The sequence below is a fragment of the Streptomyces sp. NPDC050423 genome (assembly GCF_040655445.1).
Classification (GTDB): Bacteria; Actinomycetota; Actinomycetes; order Streptomycetales; family Streptomycetaceae; genus Streptomyces.
In genome coordinates, this window is record NZ_JBFAJY010000009.1 from 119977 (window position 1) to 134717 (window position 14741).

8 protein-coding genes are annotated in these 14741 nt (G+C 67.6%); 6 read left to right on the forward strand and 2 right to left on the reverse strand.

Features of this window, described 5'->3' with window-relative positions:
- Positions 1–259: 259 nt before the first annotated feature.
- From AB0I52_RS09845 to AB0I52_RS09855, 3 genes are all read left to right on the forward strand, one after another.
- The gene (locus tag AB0I52_RS09845; protein WP_363070670.1) at positions 260–6400 is read left to right on the forward strand and encodes an RHS repeat-associated core domain-containing protein; all 6141 of its coding nucleotides are present in this window, start codon (positions 260–262) and stop codon (positions 6398–6400) included.
- Positions 6401–6458: 58 nt separating this feature from the next.
- Complete coding sequence (locus AB0I52_RS09850; RefSeq protein ID WP_363070672.1) at positions 6459–6725, forward strand: hypothetical protein; 267 nt, start codon at positions 6459–6461, stop codon at positions 6723–6725.
- A 627-nt stretch (positions 6726–7352) separates the two neighbouring features.
- Positions 7353–9143, forward strand: a complete 1791-nt coding sequence (locus AB0I52_RS09855) for a class I adenylate-forming enzyme family protein (RefSeq protein ID WP_363070674.1) — start codon at positions 7353–7355, stop codon at positions 9141–9143.
- Here AB0I52_RS09855 and AB0I52_RS09860 read toward each other — a convergent pair.
- Complete coding sequence (locus AB0I52_RS09860; protein WP_363070676.1) at positions 9130–10407, reverse strand: M6 family metalloprotease domain-containing protein; 1278 nt, start codon at positions 10405–10407, stop codon at positions 9130–9132. The genes AB0I52_RS09855 and AB0I52_RS09860 overlap by 14 nt on opposite strands.
- A 305-nt stretch (positions 10408–10712) precedes the next feature.
- Here AB0I52_RS09860 and AB0I52_RS09865 point away from each other — a divergent pair, with 305 nt between their 5' ends.
- Together AB0I52_RS09865 and AB0I52_RS09870 are read left to right on the forward strand one after the other, a co-directional pair.
- Complete coding sequence (locus AB0I52_RS09865) at positions 10713–11375, forward strand: TetR/AcrR family transcriptional regulator (RefSeq protein ID WP_363070678.1); 663 nt, start codon at positions 10713–10715, stop codon at positions 11373–11375.
- Positions 11376–11577: 202 nt separating this feature from the next.
- Positions 11578–13116 (forward strand): MFS transporter, encoded by a 1539-nt coding sequence (locus tag AB0I52_RS09870; RefSeq protein ID WP_363070680.1) that lies wholly within the window; start codon positions 11578–11580, stop codon positions 13114–13116.
- Positions 13117–13199: 83 nt separating this feature from the next.
- Here AB0I52_RS09870 and AB0I52_RS09875 read toward each other — a convergent pair whose 3' ends face one another.
- Positions 13200–13712 carry a MarR family transcriptional regulator gene (locus AB0I52_RS09875; protein WP_363070682.1) on the reverse strand — a complete coding sequence of 171 codons (513 nt, stop codon included), beginning with the start codon at positions 13710–13712 and terminating at the stop codon, positions 13200–13202.
- A gap of 134 nt (positions 13713–13846) precedes the next feature.
- On the opposite strand from AB0I52_RS09875, the gene AB0I52_RS09880 reads away from it, so the two are divergent.
- Positions 13847–14629 (forward strand): class III extradiol ring-cleavage dioxygenase, encoded by a 783-nt coding sequence (locus AB0I52_RS09880; RefSeq protein WP_363070684.1) that lies wholly within the window; start codon positions 13847–13849, stop codon positions 14627–14629.
- Positions 14630–14741: the final 112 nt, after the last annotated feature.

A 14741-nucleotide genomic window follows, 5' to 3' on the forward strand; every position in this document is an offset into this window, starting at 1 on the left:
TTATGTTCCCTGTCGGCCTTCCCTGGCATCTTTCTGGTGGATAAAGTCGGCAGGATCTTCAAAATGTGAACATCCTGTGGGGGAGTTTTTCGTGGTGCGGTCAGTGAAGTGGCGATCAGGTCGGTCGCTCACCAGACGTCGCAGAACGCTGAGAGCCGTGGCTTTCGGGCTGGCTGCGTTCTTGTTTACGGGGCTGCTGAGCGGGCCTGTGGCCGCTGCGGCCGAACTGCATCTGCTCAAGCTCGGCAAACCTGATCCCGTGCCCACGACAGAGGTGAAGCAGCGGAAGGTCTCGCTGGGGGACGAGGCGTCTGAGCACGCCTGGAAGACACCTCCCAAGGTGTCCTGGCCCGCTCCGCAGACCGTGACCGTGGATATGCCGGCCACGGGGCGCTCCCGAGCAGGGGCACTGCCCATCGAGGTGGGCCGATCCGCCTCCAGCGACAAGGCGAAGGCTGCAACCGGCCCCGGGCGCGTGCAGGTGCAGGTGCTGGAACGCAAGGCCGCCGAGACCTTGGGCGTAGACGGCGTCCTTTTCGCTGTCCGCCCCGTGGAAGGCAGTAAGGGCCAGGCCGAGGTCAGTGTCGACTACTCAGGCTTCCAGTACGCCTACGGTGGCGACTGGGCCTCGCGGCTGACGCTGCGGCAGCTTCCTGCCTGCGCGCTGACCACCCCCCACGCAAAGGGGTGCGCGGCTGGAACCACCCTGAAGACCGCCAATGATGCCAAGTCGGGAACCCTCTCGGCGGCAGTGACCATGCCGTCGGGCCCGGCGACCGGCACCGCCGCACCGGTGTCCAAGGCGGCAGACACCAGCTCGTCCGCCACGGGACTGGCTGCCGCCTCCGGCACCGTTCTGCTGGCCGCGACAGCTGAAGCCTCCGGGTCGGCCGGCACATTCAATGCCACCTCGCTGGCGCCTTCGGGGTCGTGGACGGGCGGCGGTTCGAGCGGTTCCTTCACCTGGCAGTACCCCATAGCGGTCCCCGATGTTCCCGGAGGAACGTCACCCGACCTGAAGCTGGCCTACTCGTCTCAGTCCATCGACGGCCGCACCGCGGCGACGAACAACCAGGCCAACAGCATCGGCGACGGCTGGTCGATGGAGCCGGGATACATCGAGCGCCAGTACGTCTCCTGCGCCGACGACACCACGAACAGCAACACGACCGCCAAGGTCGGCGATCTGTGCTGGAAGAAGGACAACGCCGTCATCAACCTCGGCGGCCAGTCCAACGTCCTGGTCAAGGACACCGCCTCCGGCAAGTGGCACCTGGAGAGCGACGACGGCACCACGGTGGAGAAGCTCACCGACACCACCCGCGGCAACAAGGACAACGACGGCGAGTACTGGGTGGTCACCACCCCGGACGGAACCAAGTACCACTTCGGCTACAACCGACTGCCCGGCTGGACGACAGGCAAGGCCGAAACCAACTCCACCTGGACCGTACCGGTGTTCGGGAACCAGACGGGCGAGCCGTGCCACGCGACCGCGTTCGCGGACTCCATGTGCGACCAGGCATGGCGGTGGAACCTCGACTACGTCGAAGACCCGCACGGCGACGCAATGGCGTACTTCTGGAACAAAGAAGTCAACTACTACGGCCGCAACGTCAACCCGAACACCGGCGCATCCACCGCAACCGAATACACCCGCGGCGGATCCCTCGCACGCATCGAGTACGGCCTGCGCTTCAACACGGTCTACACGGTCAAGGCCGCCGGCAAGATTGACTTCACCAACACCGAGCGGTGCCTCAGCACCTGCACCACCTTCGACAAGAACAACGCCAAGTACTGGCCCGACGTCCCCTTCGACCGATACTGCGCCAAGGGCACCGAATGCAAGGACCGCTACTCCCCGTCGTTCTGGACCCGCACCCGCGTCACGAAGATCGAAACATCCCTGCTGACCGGCGGTGTCTACAAGCCCGTTGACACCTGGGCGCTGGCTCACCAGTTCCCCAACACCAACGACGGCCGCGGGGCCCCCGCACTGTGGCTGTCATCCATCACACGCACCGGCCACACGGGAAGCAGCGCCGTCACCCCCCTCGTGATCAACTTCAAGGGAACGACGCTCGCCAACCGCGTAGAAGGTGCCACCACGGGTGGAAACGCCGATCCGGTGTCGGCGTTCTGGCGCTTCCGAGTGAACGGCATCGTCAACGAGAGCGGCGGCACCATCGGCGTCACCTATACCGAGCCCGACTGCAAGGCCGGAGACATTCCCACCCCAACCTCGAACAACCGGCGCTGCTACCCCGTGAAGTGGTCACCGCCCGACGCCCCCGGTGCGAACTACGAGCCGTACCTGGACTGGTTCCACACCTACGTCGTCACCCAGGTCCTGGAGGCGGACAACGACGCCCAGGGCAAGGCTCCGGTCAAGCAGAGCGACTACACGTACCTGGACGGCATGGGCTGGGCCAAGTCCAAGGACGACGAGTTCACCCAGGCCAAGTACCTCACCTACGGGGACCGCAAGGGCTACGGCCGCGTACAGGTCCGTACCGGTTCCGCCCCTGAGCACAGGACGCTGGAGGAGTACCGCTACTTCCGCGGTATCGACGGCGCCCAGGTCAAGAACTCGGCAGGCGTAGCGGTCACCGACAAGGAAGCTTTCGCCGGCATGGCCCGTGAAGAGTCCGTCTACAACGGCGACGGTGGCAAACTCGAAACAGCCACCAGCTACGTGCCGTGGCTCTCTGCCGCTACTGCTACGGAAACCCGGGCTGAGAGCCTCCCCGCGGTCAAGGCATACGCCACCGCCGTCCAGAGCGATGAAACACGCACCGCGGTCGGATCCGCCTGGCGCACCACTCGTATCGCACGGACCTTCGACGGCGTCGGTCAAACCCTCACCGAGTCCGCTCTGGGAGACACGGCCAAGACAGGCGACGAGGAATGCACGACCACCGCGTACGTCAAGAACGCGGCCAAGAACATCCTGAGCCTCGTCTCCCAGACTCAGACCGTGGCAAAAGCCTGCGGGACAAGCGCCCAACTGCCCCAGGACCTGATCTCCACGACGCGCTACTACTACGACGGCGCCACCAGCCTGACAACCGCCCCGGCCAAGGGCGATATCACCCGCCGCGATGAGCAGGACAAGAACGGCACCGGCTACCTCACCACCGCCACCTACACCTACGACCAGTACGGCCGCGCCAAGACGTCCACGGACGCACTGAAGAACACCACCAAGACGGACTACGTTCCGGCCATCAACGAGGCCCCGACCTCGACACTCGTGACCAACGCGCTCGGCCACACAGCCACCACCACCTATGAGCCGGCCCGCGGCGTCGCCACCGCCCAGGTGGACGCGAACGGCAAGCGCACCGACGCCGTCTACGACGCACTCGGACGGGTCACGAAGGTCTGGCAGCCAGGGTGGACGAAGGCCGACCACGCCGACAAACCGTCCACGGAGTACGCCTACACGATCTCCCGGACCGCGGCCAACGCCATCACCACCAAGACCCTCAAGCAAAACGGCGACTACCGCACCACCTACGCGCTGTTCGACGGACTACTGCGCGAACGCCAGACACAGGCACCGGCCACCGGCACCCAAGACCGGATCATGACCGAAACCCTGTACGACAGCCACGGCTGGCCGGCGACGTCCTATTCCGCCTACTACGCCACCGGTGCGCCCGCGGCCACGATCCAGAGCGCGGCCATCAACACCGTTCCCGCCGCCACGCAGAACAAGTACGACGGCATGGGCCGCATCACCGACGTCCTCTCCGTCAAGGACGGGGACGAGCAGTGGCGCACCACGACGGCCTACGCAGGTGACCGCACCACCGTCATCCCGCCACAGGGAGGCACCGCCTCGACCACCGTCACAGACGCACTCGGGCGGACCACCGAACTGCTTCAGTACACCGACGCGGCACGCACGGCCTCACAGAAGACCTCGTACACGTACGGTAAGTACGACGAACCCGCCACCGTCACCGACCCGGCCGGCAACACCTGGACCTCCACCTTCGACTTCCGAGGCCAGAGGACCCGAGCCGAAGACCCCGACAGCGGAACCACCAACACCGCATACGACGATCTCGGCCGCGCCACCACCGTCACTGACGCCCGCAACATAGCCATGACCACCACCTACGATGCCCTCGGCCGTAGGACCGAGACCAGGCAGGGCACCGAGCTGCTGGCGAAGTGGACCTACGACACCCTGGCCAAGGGGCAGCTGACGAGCAGCACCCGCTACGTCGACGGTGCTGCCTACACCACCGCAGCAGGCGGCTACAACGACCGCAACCAGCCGACCTCCAGCACCCTCACCGTCCCGGCCGCCGCGGGAGGACTCGCAGGCACCTACGCCTGGACCTACGGGTACAACACGGAGACCGGTGCCCTGGAATGGACCCTCGAACCTGCCGTCGGAAACGTCCCTTCCGAACATGTCACGACCCTCTACAACAGCGATGACCAGCCCATCCGCACCACCGGGCAACGCGGCGCACTGGTCAACAACACCCTCTACGACGTCTTCAACCGCCCGACTCGCACAGAGTTCGGCAACGCCCTGGGGCAGAAGGTCTACCAACAGCAGGTCTACGACGAGCACACCGGCCGTATGACCCGCCAGACCACGGACCGGGACATCGCCCCGCAGCGCATCGACGACACCAACTACGCCTACGACCCCGCCGGCAACGTCACCGGACTGAAGACCGTGAGCGGGCAGGACGCCCAGCAGACCACCGACACCCAGTGCTTCACTACCGACCCCCTGGGCCGCCTCACCGAAGCCTGGACAGCCAAGAACACCTGCACCACCACCCCGGCCAAGGACACCGTCGGAGGCCCCGACGCCTACTGGCAGACCTTCGCCTACGACAAGCTCGGCAACCGCACCAAACAAACCGAACACAGCACCACTACCGGCACGGACGCAACCACCACCTACACACACCCCACCCCCGGCGCCGACCGACCCCACGCCGTCCAGCAGGCAACCGTCGCAGGCGGTGCCGACAACGGCCGCACCAGTACCTTCACCTATGACGGCGTCGGCAACACCACCAAGCGCACCATCGGCACGACCACCCAGGACCTGGACTGGGACGCCGAAGGCCACCTCGCCACCCTCACCCAGGCCGGCAGGACAACCAGCTACACCTACGACGCGGACGGCAACCGCATCATCGCCAAGAACGCCGACGGCTCCAGCACCCTCACACTCCCCGGCGGCAACGAACTCACCGTCGCCGCTGACGGCACCAAGACCGGCACCCGCTACTACACCCACAACGGCGAAACCGTCGCCATGCGTACCGGCGGAACCATCTCCTACCTCATCAGCGACCACCAAGGCACCGCGATGAGCGCCGTCACCGCTGTCACTCTCGCCCTGACCCGCCGCAAGCAACTACCCTTCGGGCAACTCCGGACCGAACAATCCACCGCCTTCGGCACTCGCGGTTACGTCGGCGGCACCAACGACCCCACCGGCCTCACCCACCTCGGCGCCCGCGAATACGACCCCACCCTCGGCCGCTTCCTCAGCGTCGACCCCATCATCGACATCAACCAACCCGCCCAGATGAACGCCTACAGCTACGCCCACAACAACCCCCTCACTCTCTCCGACCCCGACGGCCTCTGCCCCGCAGACCTCTGCGGCAACGGATACCCCATCGGCGGCACGGGCCAGGTCAAGGGCGACAAAACCCGCTACACCAAAAACGCCTCCACGGGAAGCCGGTGGCAACTCGGCCCCTACGTCAGTAAAAGCGGGAAAGCCGTCACCTTCCCGGGCAAGAAGACCAGTCAGCAAGCTGCTGCGCTGCGCAGAGCGAAGACTGCGATAAATCATGCCCAGGCGGCGAAGCGTGCAGCCGAACAAAAGGCGGCGGAGGGTCGCGAGATGGGCATCAAAGAGGCTCTCTCGGAGATGACCGTCGGAAACCTGAAGAAGTTGTGGAATAGCTACACTGCGGGAGATTCTGCGGGGCGTTGCCTTAGCGGTTCGGCGGGATTCATAGTCGGGGGGACTGGGCAAGTCTGCTTGGTTACAACCAAGCGTCCCGACGGAAAAACCGACTACGGCCTGTCTGTCAACTACGGCGCGGAGTTCATGTCTTTCGGGGGCGGCGTACAGTACGAGATGTACGGCAGCAACGCTGACGACTTCGAGCAGTTGCGAGGAGACAGTACTGGAGCCAATGCATCCCTGGGGCTAGGCGTGCAAGTCTCCGGAAGTCATGAATACGCCATAAATCGATCGGGAGACTCGGTCGGTGTAGTGCGAAATAGTCGCGGAGAGCCGGTCACGACCACTTCTTTGGCCGTAGGGGCTGGGGTTGGGGTCGAATTGGGCGTACAGAGCTCATATGGCACTAGGATAGGGCACCTCTTCACCTGGTAACTCTTGAGATTATCTGAGGCGCACGGGCCGGCCGGCTCGTGCGCCTCCGGAGGTAATAATGTACGAAATGATCCTTGCGGCTCGAACCTCGCATTCCGTGAACTACGGAGAACTCGTTATCGGGGCAGTTGTCGCTATTTTGGGATCCGTGCTGGCATTGAACATTCGAGGCTGGGCCGAGGTGGCTGCCGACTTCTTGGGGGATAAGGTATTTTCGGCCCTCTATCACAATGAAATCTTCTTGAGAATTCCGGCCGCATTCTTTGCTATATTGGGGTTTGTCTTCGCTTTGATAAACGTCAAAATCCTATTTTTTGGCTTCTAGCGCCAGCACCATTAGTGTCTCAATCTTTCATGGCTCCTCGTCGGTTTGTCGGTGGGGGCGGTAGCTGGCTTTCGGTCGCCCGAGTTTAGGCAATTCGGATTCAGGAGACCGGGCGCTTCTGGTTGCCGACCAGGTACTACGCACCGCGATGAGTGACGCTGTTCTGCACCGGCCGCGCCTCGTCCACCAGCACTGAATACGGCACGTGATCAGATGATCCGGGCCGCAGGCATCATCCCCACCCAGACTGAATCGTTCCGTGTTCGGTATCGCCATACTCAATGGCTTCCCACCTGCCCGCCGAGACCGGTTCCGTCCTGCGTGAAGAAGCGATCCCTCAGTACCTGTGCTCGCGGTTCACCCGGCAGGATCGGCGGCGGCGCACCTCGCCGCCCTGTTGTCGGCCGCGCTCGCCTGTGGCCTTGTCGCCGCCGTCCTCCATCGGAACCGGTGCACGACGAGTTGATGACGCGTCATGGGTACTTGAGGTGTGACTCGGTCGCTGGAATCTGTGAGGGTGGGCGGGCAGGGGGCCGGGGCAGGGGGCCGGGCCGGGATCTCTTGACGGGGTCGGGGCGCGGGCATAGCGTCGCGAAAGCCCTGAGCAAGCGCTTAGAGAGGTCGTTCGTGCCGCACACCGATCCGACGCCGGCCACACCCGCTCCCGAGCCCACGGCCGACTCCACCGCCGAGGCGGCTGCCCGGGTGGAGGCCGCGTTGACCGGGCCAGGGGGTCCGTTCGCCGTTGTACGTGCCGAGGACGGGCCGCAGGCGGGCTCGCTCGTGTACGCGGACGGGCCCAGGACCCTCCGTGAGTTCGTGGAGACCACCTGGGCGTTCGGCGACCAGCCGTTCCTGATCGCGGGGGATCGCAGCTGTTCGTACGGGGAGTTCTTCGCCGCGGCCTCCGCGCTGGCGTGCCGGCTGAGCGAGACGTACGGGCTCCGGCCGGGTGACCGGGCCGTGGTGGCGATGCGTAATCACCCGGAGTGGCAGATCGCGTTCTGGGCCGTCCAGTTGGCCGGGCTGGTCGCCGTCCCGCTGAACGCCTGGTGGACCGAGGCCGAGTTCACGTACGCGCTCGACGACTGCGGACCGCGGGTGCTCCTGGTCGACGGGGAGCGGCTGCCGCGGGTAGCCGCCTGGGCCCGTGGGTCCGGGGCGCGCCTGATCGTCTTTCACGACGACGAGCGTGACGAGCGCGAGTCGGGTGGGGCGGAGGCGTCGGGCGGGGTCGAGTGGTACGAGGATCTGCCCGCCGCCGATCCGTTCGCCGCGCCGCCGGAGGTCGAGATCCGGCCCGAGGACGACGCGACGATCATCTACACCTCCGGTACCACCGGCAGGCCCAAGGGCGCCGTCGCCACTCATCTCGCCCAGGCGGGTGCCGCGCGCAACCCCCGGTTCCACGCGGCGGCCTCCGCGCTCGGCCGGGGCGTCATCCCGGGGCAGGGACCGGCCCCCGTTTCGCTGCTGACGTTCCCGTTCTTCCACGTCGCCGCGTTCACCAGCTTCTACGCCGCGATGTCGGCGGGTGGCGCCCTCGTCCTGATGCGGAAGTGGGACGCGGAGGAGGCGCTGCGGCTGATCCATGAGCACGGGGTGACGCACTACGCCGGGGTGCCGGCCACCGCGCTCGAACTGCTCGCCGCGGCCACCCGGGAGGGGGACGCGCTGGAGAGCCTCCAGATGCTCAACACGGGCGGGGCCGCCGCCCCGCCGGATCTGGTCGCTCGGCTGACCGCCCGCTACGGCGAGCGGATCGAGCCGCGCAACGGGTACGGGCTGACCGAGACCAGCGGTGGTGTCCTGGCGAATTTCGGCGCCGACTACCGGCTGCACCCGGGCAGCGTCGGCCGTCCGACCCCCACCACGGAGGTGCGTATCGCCGGTCCGGCGGGGGAGGCGCTTCCCGAGGGGGAGGTCGGCGAGCTGTGGCTGCGCGGGCAGGCGCTGGTCCGGGGCTACTGGCGGGACGAGGCGGCGACGGCGCAGGCGTTCACCGATGGCTGGTTCCGCACCGGAGACCTGGCGGTGGTCCACGAGGGGCGGATCAGCGTCGTCGACCGGATCAAGGACATGGTGATCCGCGGCGGTGAGAACGTGTACTGCGTCGAGGTCGAGGCCGTGCTGCACGACCACCCGGACGTCGAGGACGCGGCGGTCCTGGGAGTGGCCCACCCGGTGCTGGGTGAGGAGGTCGCCGCCGTCGTCCGGCTCCGCCCGGGTGCCGCCGCCACGGCCGAGGACCTGCGGGCGCATGTGAGGCGGAGCCTGGCCGCGTTCAAGGTCCCTGCCCATGTGGTGGTGTCCGGGGAGGCGCTGCCCCGCAACGCCACCGGGAAGATCCTCAAGCGGGAGCTGCGCGGGCCGGTGGAGCGGCAGGTAAGGGAAGCGCGGGAAGTCAGGGGCGGGTGATCCTTACCCGGTAGTCCCCCTTGGCGTCCTTGTCGACCACCGATATGCGTATCCCGGTGGCCCGGTCGGTGAAGGTCTGGCCGGGCTGGAACGGGGCGTCGGAGAGTTCGGCGTGCACATTGGGCAGCCGGGTGCAGCCGCTGCTGTCCTTGGTGCTGTCCGCGACGGAGATGGGCCCCTGGCCGGTGTCGACGTCCGAGCTGACCTTGTAGATCAGTACGCCGGGCCGGCAGACCGCGTGGTCGTTGCCCGCCTGGGTCCGTACCTCCACCGCGTAGCCGGACTCCGCGGTCAGCGGCACGAACGCCAGCTTCGTGCCGCCGCGGGTGGCCAGTGGTTCCAGGACGTGGTCGCTGGTGCCGGTCTGCGACGCGCAGCTGATCTGGCTGTTGTCCAGCCAGCCGAGCTTCCACTTGTGCCAGCCGAGCATGTCGTTGTTGGCGCCCCAGTCCTCGGACATGATGTCCCAGTGCCCGACGGAGCCGCCGCCCTCCATCGTGTAGAGGTCGGGCAGGCCGAAGACGTGGCCGTTCTCGTGCGGCAGGACGCGGTACCCGGTCTGGGCGTACGACCCCGAGCCGTCGTCCTGCCGGCTGTAGACGAACGACGTGTTGGCGAGCGGTACGCCGTCCGCGTACGGGGCGTCGTCGTTGCCCGAGAAGGTCACGGACAGCACGGTGTCCAGGGCGGAGGGTCCGGCGGTCGGGCTGACGAGAATGTTGACCAGGTCGTACGCGCTGAAGTCCACCTTCGGATCGGCGGTTGCGACGATGTCCTGGACGAGGTGGCGGTAGCCCGGTTCGTACGGTGACCCGCGCTCGATCCCGTATCCGGAGAACGGCAGCGGCATCCGCAGCCAGGACTTCACCGGGGCCTCCGGCACGTAGGTGAGCCGTCCGTACGAGCTGGTGCGGAACCAGTCGGTGGTCTGCGGGAAGAATTCGGCGAGCCGGTCCATGGCCGGCTCCTTCCCCGGCGCGTCCGGGAAGTCGACCATCAGGTTGAGCGCGTGGATCTGACCGGTGGAGCGGGCGTAGCCCGGCTGCGTCGGCATGCCCTCCGACATCTGTACGCCCATGGTCGCCGATATCCGGCACGGGCCGAGCCCGGCCGATCCGGTGCTGGAGACCGGGCCGGCGGAGGCCCGGCTGGGAAGGGGGAGCGTGTTGCTGGCCGAGGCCAGAGCCGAGATGGCCAGGGCTGTTGCCGCGCCAAGGGCGACCGGGTGGCGGTGCTTGCGTATCCGGTGGCGGGGCTGCTGCATGGAGGCGCCTTCGGGGCCGCGGCAGCCGGCCGACCCTGGCTGCGCTCTGCGGATCAGCCTGTGTCGGGTGGTGCGGCGCCGCGCGTTGGGTGCGCCGAAGGGGTGGGATTTTCCCGCTCGAGGGTGATGTGACTCAGGTCACATCGGGTGGCGAAATAACCGGGGACCACTTCCCCGTTTGCACCGGTGTCCCTGCGAAACGGGGAGGCGCTCCCCGGTTACGTGGAGGGGTCGCCCGAGTTGCGCAGGTGCGAACAGCACGGACTGATACCGGCCGGAAGGCCAGGGAGAGAAGGGGCGCCGTCGTGGACACCGTCACCCGTACCGCCGCCGGAACGGCGCAGCCGCATACGCCCCGCCCGCGGGCCGACGCACTGCGCAACCGGGAGCGGATCGTGACGGCGGCGCGCGAGATGTTCGTCGAGTTCGGGCCCGATGTGCCGCTCGACGAGGTCGCCCGTCGCGCGGGCGTCGGCAACGCCACGCTCTACCGGAACTTCCCCGACCGTGCCGCGCTGACCCGCGAGGTCGTCCTCGCGGTCACCTCCCGCACCACCGATCGCGCCGAGGAAGCCGCGAACGAAGGGGGAGACCCCTTCGTCGCGCTCAGCCGCTTCGTGCACGCGGCGGCCGACGAGCGGATCGGGGCGCTGTGCCCGATGCTGTCCGGCGGCTTCGACAAGGATCACCCCGAACTGCTCGCCGAGCGGCGGCGCCTCGAAGAGGCCGTCGAAGGACTCGTCGGGCGTGCCATGTCCGCGGGGCGCCTGCGTGCCGACATCGCCGTCGGTGACGTACTGGTCGCCCTCTCCCAGCTCACCCGGCCGCTGCCAGGCATCGCCTGTATGAACATCGACCGGTTCACCCACCGTCACATCCAGCTGTTCCTGGACGGACTGGAGGCCCCGGCCCGGTCCCGACTGCCCGGAACGGCGGCGACCTTGGAGGATCTGCGGCGCCGGACATGACCATCGCGCCGGGCTCCTGAGACAGCCGCCCGGCCGCGCGTCCGCCACGCCTCGACCACCCCTTTCTTCCCGACCCGCGTCCCACCCTCGCACTTACCGAGCCTTCTCCGCATTCGCGGTTCCGTACCGCTTCCACGGCTCACGACCGCTTTCACGGTTCACGACTTTGCGCGCCCGAGCGCGCCCTTAGGTGGCTACTCCCATGTCAAAAACAGCCGATATCCGACTCCCTGATCCGAGTCGCTGGAAAGCGCTGGCGTTCATCGCGCTGGCTCAGCTGATGGTCGTGCTCGATGCCACGATCGTGAACATCGCCCTGCCGCACGCCCAGACGGACCTGGGCATCACGGATGCCAACAAGCAGTGGGTCATCACGGCCTACGCCCTCGCCTTCGGCGGGCTGCTGCTCTTCGGAGGCCGGATCGCCGACCTCTGGGGCCGCAAGCGCACCTTCGTCGTCGGTCTGATCGGCTTCGCACTGGCCTCCGCGCTCGGCGGAGCGGCCCAGAACCAGGGCATGCTCTTCGGCTCGCGCGCACTCCAGGGTGTGTTCGGCGCGCTGCTCGCCCCCGCGGCCCTCTCGCTGCTCGCGGTGATGTTCACCGACGCCAAGGAGCGCGCCAAGGCGTTCGGCATCTACGGTGCGATCGCCGGTGGCGGTGGCGCCGTCGGTCTGATCCTCGGCGGCTTCCTCACCCAGACGCTGAACTGGCGCTGGACGTTCTTCGTCAACATCCCGTTCGCGATCGTCGCGGCCCTGGGCGCGTACTTCGTGATCCGCGAGCCGGCCGGCAGCCGTAACCGTTCGTCGCTCGACATCCCGGGCGTCGTCCTGTCCGCGCTGGGTCTGGTCTCGCTGGTGTACGGATTCACCCGCGCCGAGTCCAGCGGCTGGTCGGACCCGATGACCATCGGTACGTTCGTCGCCGCGGGCGTGCTGCTGCTCGCCTTCGTCCTGACCGAGTCCAAGGTCAAGTCGCCGCTGCTCCCGCTGCGCGTCCTGATGGACCGCAACCGCGGCGGCGTCTACCTCTCGCTGGGCCTCGGCGTCATCGCGATGTTCGGCCTCTTCCTCTTCCTGACGTACTACTTGCAGGTCGTACAGGGCTTCTCGCCGATCAAGACGGGCTTCGCCTTCCTCCCGATGATCGCGGGAATGATCACCGGTTCGACGCAGATCGGTGCCCGGCTGATGACCCGGGTTCCGGCCCGGATGCTGATGGGCCCCGGCTTCCTGACCGCCGCCGTCGGCATGCTGGTACTCACGCAGCTGCAGGTCGACTCGTCCTACGCGGCGGTCATCCTGCCGGGTCAGCTCCTGATGGGCCTGGGCATGGGTACGGCGTTCATGCCCGCCATGTCGCTGGCCACGCACGGTATCGAGCCGCGTGACGCGGGTGTCGCCTCCGCGATGATCAACACCTCGCAGCAGGTCGGCGGTGCGATCGGTACGGCGCTGCTCAACACCATCGCCGCCTCGGCCGCCACGGCGTACGCCACCTCGCACGCCGCGCTCGGTGCCACCGACCCGGAGCTGCTGAAGCTCCAGTCGATGGTGCACGGCTTCACCGGCGCCATCTGGTGGGCCGTCGGCATCCTGGTGGTGGCCTCCGCGATCGCGGTGACCTTCATCAACGCCGGCCGTCCCTCGTCGGTCACGACGTCCGGTGGTACCGGTTCCGGTTCGGGTTCCGCCGACGGCGTCGAGGACGAGCTCAGGATCCCGGTCGTCGCTCACTGACCCTTCTCGCGCGCTCCTCTGCCCCGGTTCCGTCCGACGGAACCGGGGCAGAGGCGCGTGCGGTGGGTGGCGTGTGCGCCGGGTCAGCGGAGCCAGGGGAGGTCGGCGTTCGGGCCCTCCGGCTGCAGTCCGGCCGCCATGACCCGCATGATCTCGCCGAGCGAGCGCACCTGTTCGGGGGTGAGCCGGTCGAACATGGCCTGGCGTACGGCGCTGACGTGGCCCGGTGCCGAGCGGTGGAGCATCTCGTGGCCCTCGTCGGTGAGGACCGCGTTCTGGCCGCGCTTGTCGGACGGGCAGTCCTCGCGGCGCACCCAGCCGCTCTTCTCCAGCCGGGCGACGGCGTGCGAGAGCCGGGAGCGGGTGATCTTGGCGTCCTTGGCCAGCTCGGTCATCCGCTTCTGGCGGCGGGGCGCCTGGGAGAGCTGGACGAGCAGCCCGTAATAGATGTGCGGCATGCCGGCATCGCGCTGCAACTGGCGGTCGAGGTGATCCTCCAGGAGCGTGGTGGCGTGGAGGTACGCCCGCCACACACTCTGTTCGTCGTCGGTGAGCCAGCGCGGCGCACCGGTGGATGCCGTGGTCATGTACTCCACTGTACGACCTTTTCTTGAAAGTTGAACTAGATAGAGCTAAGGTCTCCGAACATAGGAACTTGAAGGTTAAAGAAGTGTTCCTTCTGAAGGCCCAGTAGAAGACTTACCTTGAGCAACAGCGGATGGGGAGTGCAATGACAGACACCACGGAGCGCATGCCCGCCCTCTATCTCTCCCACGGCGCCCCGCCGCTGGCCGACGACCCGGTCTGGCCCGGCGAGCTGGCCGCCTGGTCCGCCGGTCTGCCGCGGCCCACCGCCGTCCTGATGGTCTCGGCCCACTGGGAGGAGGCCCCACTCGCTCTCGGCGCCACCGAGACGATTCCGCTCGTCTACGACTTCTGGGGCTTCCCCGAGCACTACTACCAGGTGCGGTACGCCGCGCCGGGTGCCCCGCGACTGGCCGAGAGCGTCCGCAAGCTGCTGCGCGGAGCCGGTACGCCGGTGCAGGACATCCCGGACCGCGGACTCGACCACGGGGCGTACGTACCGCTGGTGGAGATGTTCCCGGAGGCCGACATCCCGGTGCTGCAGATCTCCATGCCGACGCTGGACCCGCAGAAGCTGATGGACATCGGACGCAAGCTCGCCCCGCTGCGCGACGAGGGCGTCCTGATCGTCGGCAGCGGCTTCTTCACCCACAACCTGGCCGCTCTGCGGCATCCGGGCGGCGGCACCCCCGGCTGGTCGGCGGAGTTCGACGACTGGGGGAGCCGCGCACTCCGGGCGCAGGACATCGACGCGCTGCTGGACTTCGAGAACAAGTCCCCGGCGGGCCGGCTCGCCCATCCGCGCACCGAGCACTTCGCCCCGCTCTTCGTGACGCTCGGCGCCGCCGAGCAGGAGCTCGACCAGGGGCGCAGCGTGATCGACGGGTTCTGGATGGGACTGGCCAAGCGCTCGCTGCAATACGGCTAGGACGGCCCCGGGACAGCCCGGGGAAGCGTCCGCGGCCCGCTGCCGTACCGGCCGCCGGGGCCTGTCGGGCCGGCCGCTCGCTCGCTCGCCGGCCCGACAGGCCCCGGTTCAT

Excerpts from the sequence above, each read along its gene's own strand:
- AB0I52_RS09850 (WP_363070672.1), top strand. The coding sequence starts at position 6,459 with ATGTACGAAATGATCCTTGCGGCTCGAACCTCGCATTCCGTGAACTAC.
- AB0I52_RS09860 (WP_363070676.1), bottom strand. The coding sequence starts at position 10,407 with ATGCAGCAGCCCCGCCACCGGATACGCAAGCACCGCCACCCGGTCGCC.
- AB0I52_RS09870 (WP_363070680.1), top strand. The coding sequence starts at position 11,578 with ATGTCAAAAACAGCCGATATCCGACTCCCTGATCCGAGTCGCTGGAAA.
- AB0I52_RS09880 (WP_363070684.1), top strand. The coding sequence starts at position 13,847 with ATGACAGACACCACGGAGCGCATGCCCGCCCTCTATCTCTCCCACGGC.